The sequence below is a fragment of the Paraburkholderia madseniana genome (genome assembly GCF_009690905.1).
GTDB lineage: Bacteria > Pseudomonadota > Gammaproteobacteria > Burkholderiales > Burkholderiaceae > Paraburkholderia > Paraburkholderia madseniana.
This window is the reverse complement of sequence record NZ_VOSW01000194.1, coordinates 1-7,701: the sequence shown is the minus strand read 5'-3', so window position 1 is coordinate 7,701 and position 7,701 is coordinate 1. Positions and strand designations below refer to the sequence as shown.

Below are 7,701 nucleotides of genomic sequence, written 5' to 3'. Positions count from 1 at the left end.
CCCTCGCCCGCCCCGTACGCGAGATGGTCTCCACATCGACCGACTGCGTTGCCTTCGAAGTACAGCGCCGCGATTTCTTTAGCGAGCGATGGCTGAAACACGTCCAGGTGTCGCCCTACTACGTTCGCCTTTTCAAGCCGGCGTATATTCAGTACGAACGGATGGTGAATCCGGTCACCGTGGTCAATGGCAAGACAGGCAGGATTGACGGATATCTTGACCATCACCCGTTTAGCAAAGGTGTCTCGCACTGGCTGGCACGGCACAATTCGTATAGCTCGCTCGAGGCCGATCAATTTCTGATCAACGCTAGCAAGGGCGAGAAGTTCAAGGTGTCGAAGGCGCTGCTGGCCGCGGATTTTCAGGTGCGCCGTTATCATCAAAAGGGCTTGTTTTACAAATTGCCGCTGCGCCCGCTGGTCAAATTCTTTGTGCTATACGGGGTTCGAAGGGGGTTCCTGGATGGAAGACCCGGATTCGTTTACGCCGTGCTGCAGTCCATCTACGAGTATTTCATCGTGTTGAAGGTGCGGGAGCGTTTGAAGGCGCCGAAAGCATGAAGAACTCGCTCACCCAGTCCAGCACGGCCACCGCCGATCGGCGGCCCTCCAGGAAGGTCCTGATCTATGGCCTCAACTATGCCCCCGAGCTCACCGGCATTGGAAAGTACAGTGCCGAGATGGCGGAATCGCTGGCTGAGGCAGGATACGAGGTGCGCGTTGTATGCGCGCCGCCGTATTACCCGGAGTGGCAGATTGGTGCCGGTCACTCGGCCTGGCGCTATCGCACTGAGCAACATGCGGCCGTGCGCGTGCAGCGTGCGCCCGTGTGGGTGCCGAGTCGTCCCAGCGGGTTGAAGCGTCTCCTGCATCTCGGGAGTTTCGCCGTCGCGAGTCTGCCGACGGTGTTCGCACAATTGCTGTGGCGCCCCGACATTGTGATCGCCGTTGCCCCGAGTCTGATGAACATTCCGGCTGCCTTGATGTTCGGCAGGCTGACAAAGGCTCGCACGTGGCTTCACATTCAGGACTATGAAGTCGATGCGGCTTTCGAGCTTGGGATGTTGAAAGGCAAGCGGTTGAGGCGGTTTGCCTTGGGCGTCGAAAGTTGGTTGATGCGGCGCTTCGACGTCGTATCGACCATTTCCGCGAAAATGATCGAGCACGGCCGCAACAAGGGTGTGGATTCGCCGCGATTGTTTGCGTTGCCCAATTGGGTCGATGTGAACGCCATCTTTCCACTGGAACGCCCAAGTCTGTACCGGACGGCGCTGAATATTCCCGAGGACTCTATCGTCGTTCTGTATTCCGGGAATATGGGCGCCAAGCAGGGTATCGAGGTGTTGGCGCACGCGGCGGCCGCTCTTCTACACAGAAGGGACATTCATTTCGTGCTTTGCGGCGACGGTCCATCCAAAGGAAGTCTTGTTGAACAATGCGGACATCTGGCGAACTGCACATTTCTTTCTTTGCAGCCGTTTGAAAATCTTAACGATCTGCTCAACGTGGCGGATATCCATGTTCTGCCGCAGCGCGCGGATGCGGCTGATCTGGTTATGCCTTCGAAGCTGACTGGCATGCTTGCAAGCGGCCGCTCCGTCATCGCGATGGCTCGCGCAGGGACCGAACTCTTCGATGTGGTGTCTCCGCGGGGCGTGACGGTTCCGCCAGAGGATGTTGAAGCGCTGGTGGCGGCGATAGAAAACCTGGCTGACGACAAGGACAAGCGAGCTCGGCTTGGCGCTGCTGCACGCGCCTACGCTGAGACGGAGTTGTCGCGCCGGGCGGTGATGGAGCGCCTTGATGGCAAGTTTCAGATGCTGTGCGATCGGGTTAGGGGGCGGTCGGTTCTTACTTGAGGGGGGCTTTGTATAAGCGGGTCGGCGGCGCTCGATCTCTGAACAGGTCCAGGCGGTAGACGATGTGGCTTATTCGGCTGATCCTTTGGCAGATTCCGACAAACGCGGCATATTGGCGAATCGACTTGATACGATCCAAAGCCTATCCACCGACAGTTGACTGAAAATGAACTCGACGCGCCGGACGACACTATCGCGGATCGGTCGAATCGGGATGGGGCTGGCGTGCACCATGAAATTGCACGGTGCACGCGCTGAGCATAGTGGACTGATCGCTTCCCGCAGCCAGTTGGAGGCGCTCCAGCAGGAAGATTTCAGCGCGCGTGCGCGGGGTGGCGCGCGGGGTGACGGCAAGACTGATGACACGATAGCGCTACAGGCCTGGATCAATTTTCTGGTGGCCAATCAGAAACGGGGCACACTCGGTGCCGGCACCTATTGCATTAGTGCGCCGCTCGTCATTCCCGCTGGATTTGAGTGGGCGATAATTGGTGACATTGCCGGGGGCACCCGTATTCTGCAGACGACCGACAACGTACCGATCCTCGATATTGCACCGAACAGTCCCAAGCCGCTGACGCACACGTGGCGCATCTCCAACATCGAGTTCGATTACGCGAACGAGCAGCCGGCTTCTCACGAGAACGCCAACCCAATTCTGTTTTCTCAGATGGTGTGTGAGTTTTCACTAACAGGCTTACGTTTCGCGCGTGGATCCTACGCAATCAAGGTGAAACCTGGCATTGGCGGGCCTTGGGGCGGTGTCTGGGATGAACTTGTGTTTGAAGGTGGTTTGAGCGCCGGCGCAATGCAGTGGACTGGATGCGTTAACGGTGTTCCGAATAATAAATGGGGACGGTTTTTCGTAGATTGCCACCGTATGATCGGTCCCGTCTTCAAGGACGTTCGTGGCTACAACTGGGTTGTGGACACCATTGAATTCATTGCTGCACAGCAAGGCGCCCAACTTTTCTCGATCGCAGCCGGAAGTATTTGTTCGATCAGGGCGATAAAACTCGAGAACGGCGTCTATCGAAGATCGGTCAACCTGTTCGAAATTGGCGCAGGCGCACACGTCACAGTCGGACAATTTCATATCGGTGGAAATGCCATGGTGTTGCGCTCTGAACGGGGTGCAATAACGCTTTTCGCGACGGGAATCGGCGGGCCGACGGGGAGTTTCGAAATCGACACCCTTGTTGCGACCGCAACCGAGTTGGACGGTGATGTCTTCGTGATAAGTGGCGCCAAGGGCCCAATGCGGATTAGAAACATGTCGCTCGATGGTCATAAATGGCAGATCTGCGACAACGGTTTGTCAGCGACTGGCGACACGCTAGTCCTCGATCAGTACAAGAACGATCGCGTATCGAGGAACCTCGGGGATGCCGACTACGCTGTGGCACTTGGGGATCCGAACATTCTGTCGTTCGAGACGCCATTCACATCCCCGCGCACGCTGCGGCTCCCCAGTGCTGCGAACAGCATGTTCAACGGTCTCTACTATGTGGTCCGATTGTACGGTGCGGTCAACCGCGATAACAACCTGGCGATTCAATGCGGAAGTTCGGTGAAATTTGTCGCGAGCGTCGACAAGACCTTGATCCGCTTTGCATGGCGCCGAGATGCCAACGCTGCTTCCGGCTGGATTATGACCGGGTACGAGCCGTTGCCGTGAACTCGTCGTCTTCTGGCAATAGGGCGATCAATCTGTTTCAAGAAATGAACAAGTAACAAGGGCAATCATGCGTGTGAAAAATGGATCGCTAATGACAATGCTGTTTCTGCTGCCGTTGGCGTTCGACTATCGGAATGTAGATGACAGTCAAGGGCATTTGCTCCAGATCTTGCTCGTTGCACCTGCGCTAATCGCGGGTGCGCTACTGGCGCTTTCAGGCCCCCGATTTGGAGGCAGGTCCCAGCTTCGAACATTCGTGACTGCGGCGTTAGTGGTAACCGTAGCGGGCAGCATAGTCACTCAGCTAGTGCAGGGAAACGACATTGGGAACTATCTTCGGGTGATATTGCCGTTCATTCTATTTCTAGTCGCGTATCTAGTGGGTTGTCACCCATGGACCGAGCGCAGGTTGAAGGCGTTCAATCGTTATATCTTCGTCGGCATGGCGCTATCGATGGCTGCGAGCTTCGCTTATGGAATGTTGACAGGAGGCTCGATTGATGAGGTACGGTACAAGGTTGTATCTCCGGTTCTGTTGGGCTTTCAAGGGATGCTGCTTTATGACATTGTCGTGCGGCGACAACGCGCCAAGGTGGCAGCGGTGTTCTTCGCAGCCACTTTGATCGTTGAGCTATTGAGTGTGACAAGAAGTTTGCTAGTTGGCACGATTTTGCTATTTATTCTAGCAACGTGGCTCGCCGCTCCTACTGTAAGTCATCTTGCGAAGTCGCTGCTGCGTACGTTTATTGCAATCGCAGGGTTTGGTGGATTGATCACCGCGGGTGCGTTGTGGATATTTCCCTCCGTACTTGATCATTGGACTCAGCGGTTGTTCTTCGCAGCGGGCACGCAAAGCGGTCAAGACCCAACGACACTCAGCCGTCTGGCAGAAGTTGATGATCAGCTTACTCAGGTTACAGCCGATGTCACATCACTGGTCATAGGCAGAGGCTACGGGCACGAATTTCACTATGGAGAGAAATACATCCTTCAGATGCTTGAGTTTTCACGTCGTAGCGATCTCGAAGCGATACACTCCTGGGCGGCTGGGCACAATTTCTGGGTATACCAACTCTTCGCCGGCGGAGTCCTCTTTGGTGTCGCTCTTCCTTTGGCGCTGGTATACGTTTTGTACCGCTGTACTAAAGTTTATCGCCGCTTTCGCGGCTTGCTGGAAGATGCCGGCCCTGTTGGAGAAATGGGCCGATATCTGATGACGGTGGCCGCTATGCTGGCAACGACTATCGGCGGGAACCCGCTCGGACCCCGCTACTCGGGATTGATATATGGACTCGCACTCGGTCTGCTTGTCTCCGCGCACGCTCGGACTTTGACAGCGCGTCAAACTGAGATTGTCAACAGGGCGTCCCAGCGAGTATTGGAAACAACCCCCAATATCGGGGCGGCATTCCAATAGCAGTTCAGGTCCTTGTGTGATCTGGTTTTCCGTAACGCATATCGGGTCAATTCTCGAGAAGCACCCGGTTTCGGAAATTCTCGCCGGGCGTTTCGGCAGCATGTGTGCGGCGATAGTTGCACCTACCGTGATAACGTGTCGCCCATTAATGTCGGGATGATGGAGGAAACCAGGAGTGGAGCTTCGAATACGCTAATTCGCTTTCCGGCGACGCGTGACTGAAGCGCGCCAGAAAATTACCATGGCGACCTATAGAAGCTGGTAGCCGGATCCCGGCCACCAGATGAATCAGTCCGCGTAACGAAAGATGATGCCGGCGCAGCGCTCTGAGAGCCGGACATATCGCTGTTTCCCGATTGACCGCTGCGTACGCCTCCAGTACTCCGCCGCAACGTCACCTTCCCAGCCGAAGCCCTCCCGCCGCTCCTTGCTCCAGGCGACGACAAACCCTCAACCGCCGCGAGCCCGTAGCTCGTCGAATGACGCGCGCCATCCATCTTTCCAGGCTGGCTTCCAAAATGCGCTGAGTAGCTATCCTCGAAATCCTTGGGCGCGCCGTACAGGGGGCTAGTGCGACCACTCTGCGGTGACTTGGTACTACGCGTTTGACCATCGCGCGCGGACGTTTGGCTTCGGGTTGAGCTCGAGGCGTCATCACCTGAGAGATAGTTCATCTCGTAGCCCGGAGGTGACCCAAGCAGGAGACTCAAGGACGAATCTGAACCAGCCTGCCCACCGCGCTGCGGATTGCCGCTTGAATATTGGGCTCGCATTAAGCCTAGGCTACTCTGCGCATACGCCGATGAGCAGGTGATGGCAGCCACCGCGGCCGCCACTGTAGTAATCAGGGGAATTTTCACGAAACGCCTATCCATACGCAGGCCAAAATGCCGGCGCTGCTCTGCAGCGGCAGCGTGGCGCCAAACCAGATTAAAGCCACCCACGCGAATTTGCAGTCGGCCTACATCTGTATCGGTGCAGACCCGCGCGATGCCGTGGAGCAGCAGCGCAAACACATTGAGCCTGATACGAATCATGACCACTACGTTACCGGGAAGTAGAGTGGGCCGCATCGCGCCCGATCGTGTAGTACTTCCAGCCACTATCCCTCATCACACTGGGCTCGTACAGGTTGCGTCCGTCGAATATAACCGTGTCGTTGAGTGCTTCCTTCACCTGCTCGAAGTCGGGACTGCGGAACTCCTTCCATTCAGTCAGGATCACCAACGCATCGGCGTTTCGGAGCGCCACGTCGCGCTCTTTCGCAAAGGTCACATGCTCGTAGTCGTCGGGACCGAGGTCTTCCGCCAGGAGCCGACGGGCTTCGTCAAGGGCAACAGGGTCGTACACGTTGACCGACGCTCCACCGCGAATCAATGCTGCAATCAGTTGCCGGCTGGTTGCCGCTCGCATATCGTCGGTGTTCGGCTTGAAAGCGAGGCCCCAAATGGCAAAGCGTTTGCCATTAAGTGCGTTGTTGAAGTGCTGCTTGATCTTGTCAAACAGCACCGTTTTTTGCAGTGTATTCACATACTCGACCGAAGCCAGAATGTTCAGCTCCATGCCGTTTTCGTTGGCGGTATGCATCAGTGCCTGCACGTCCTTCGGAAAGCAGGACCCACCGTATCCGCAACCGGCGTACAGGAAGCTGTAACCGATGCGTGGATCAGAACCAATGCCGCGCCGGACATGCTCGATATCCGCGCCAACGCGATCCGCCAGGTTCGCGAGTTCATTGATGAAGGAAATCCGCGTGGCAAGCATTGCATTGGCCGCGTACTTGGTGAACTCGGCTGATCGCACGTCCATACACAGGGTGCGTTGATGATTGCGGTTAAACGGTGCGTAAAGCTGTTCCATCAGGCTCTTCGCGCGCAACCCCGGGACGTCCGAATCGTATCCCAATACGATCCGATCGGGGCGCATGAAGTCTTCTACCGCAGCGCCTTCCTTGAGAAACTCCGGGTTTGAGACCACAGCGAACTGTGCGTCATGGCCGCGTGCCGTCAATTCCTCGGAGATCGCATCACGCACCTTGTCCGCGGTACCCACCGGAACGGTCGACTTGTCTACAATGACCTTGAACGAGTCCATATGCTGGCCGATGCTGCGCGCGGCAGCAAGCACGTACTTCAAGTCTGCGGAGCCGTCCTCATCGGGTGGGGTTCCGACCGCGATGAACTGAATATCACCGTGTGAAACCCCTTTCGCGATGTCAGTGGAAAACGTTAGGCGACCGGCGTCGCGATTACGCGTGATCACTTCCGATAGACCAGGTTCGTAGATAGGTACGCCGCCGCCGTTTAGCTCTTCAATTTTCGCTGCATCAACATCGAGACACAGCACATCATTACCCAACTCCGCGAGGCATGCTCCGGTGACAAGACCGACATAACCTGTTCCGACGATAGTGACTTTCATGGATTCTGGTGCGCGTGGAAAGTGGAAATATTCTGCGAGTCGGCATGCAAATGCTCGCCTGATCGGTTTGTCCGAAGGCATAAGGGGCCGACGAGTTCGCATCTTTACTCGGCGAAACCCGTTTGAGGAATATCTGGCGCAAGGCGACAAGGTAATTTCGCTTTTCGTCAAGGTTTGATCGGCGTGTCGAGCTTGGCGGAAGCGAAGCGAGAGTGTCTGCTTTGCTAGTTGGGAACCGACGATTGGAGAGGTCTGGTGGATGAAGCGCCGTTCGTGGCGGGGGGACCCCTAAGAAGAAGGGGGGTAACGTCCCAAGATTGTCGGGCA

General features: G+C 56.4%; 6 protein-coding genes. 5 read left to right on the top strand and 1 reads right to left on the bottom strand.

The genetic code is table 11. The annotated features are described in order from the left end of the window. From FSO04_RS46725 to FSO04_RS44445, 5 genes are all read left to right on the top strand, one after another. Positions 1–560 (top strand): glycosyltransferase family protein (locus FSO04_RS46725; protein ID WP_166618388.1); only part of this gene is annotated, 560 nt, incomplete at its 5' end. Next, positions 557–1,858, top strand: coding sequence for a glycosyltransferase WbuB (locus FSO04_RS44460; protein ID WP_154567683.1), 1,302 nt, complete (start codon positions 557–559; stop codon positions 1,856–1,858). The genes FSO04_RS46725 and FSO04_RS44460, both read left to right, overlap by 4 nt. Positions 1,859–2,090: 232 nt before the next feature. Beyond that, a complete protein-coding gene (locus tag FSO04_RS44455; protein ID WP_154567681.1) occupies positions 2,091–3,536 on the top strand; it encodes a pectate lyase family protein in 1,446 nt (481 codons plus the stop codon). A 91-nt stretch (positions 3,537–3,627) separates the two neighbouring features. Continuing rightward, on the top strand, positions 3,628–4,953 hold the full coding sequence (locus tag FSO04_RS44450; protein WP_154567679.1) for a hypothetical protein: 1,326 nt from the start codon (positions 3,628–3,630) through the stop codon (positions 4,951–4,953). An 887-nt stretch (positions 4,954–5,840) separates the two neighbouring features. Next, positions 5,841–6,014 (top strand): hypothetical protein, encoded by a 174-nt coding sequence (locus FSO04_RS44445; protein ID WP_154567677.1) that lies wholly within the window; start codon positions 5,841–5,843, stop codon positions 6,012–6,014. On the opposite strand, the gene FSO04_RS44440 is transcribed toward FSO04_RS44445, so the two are convergent. Next, positions 6,001–7,374 carry a UDP-glucose dehydrogenase family protein gene (locus tag FSO04_RS44440; protein ID WP_154567675.1) on the bottom strand — a complete coding sequence of 458 codons (1,374 nt, stop codon included), beginning with the start codon at positions 7,372–7,374 and terminating at the stop codon, positions 6,001–6,003. The genes FSO04_RS44445 and FSO04_RS44440 overlap by 14 nt on opposite strands. Positions 7,375–7,701: the final 327 nt, after the last annotated feature.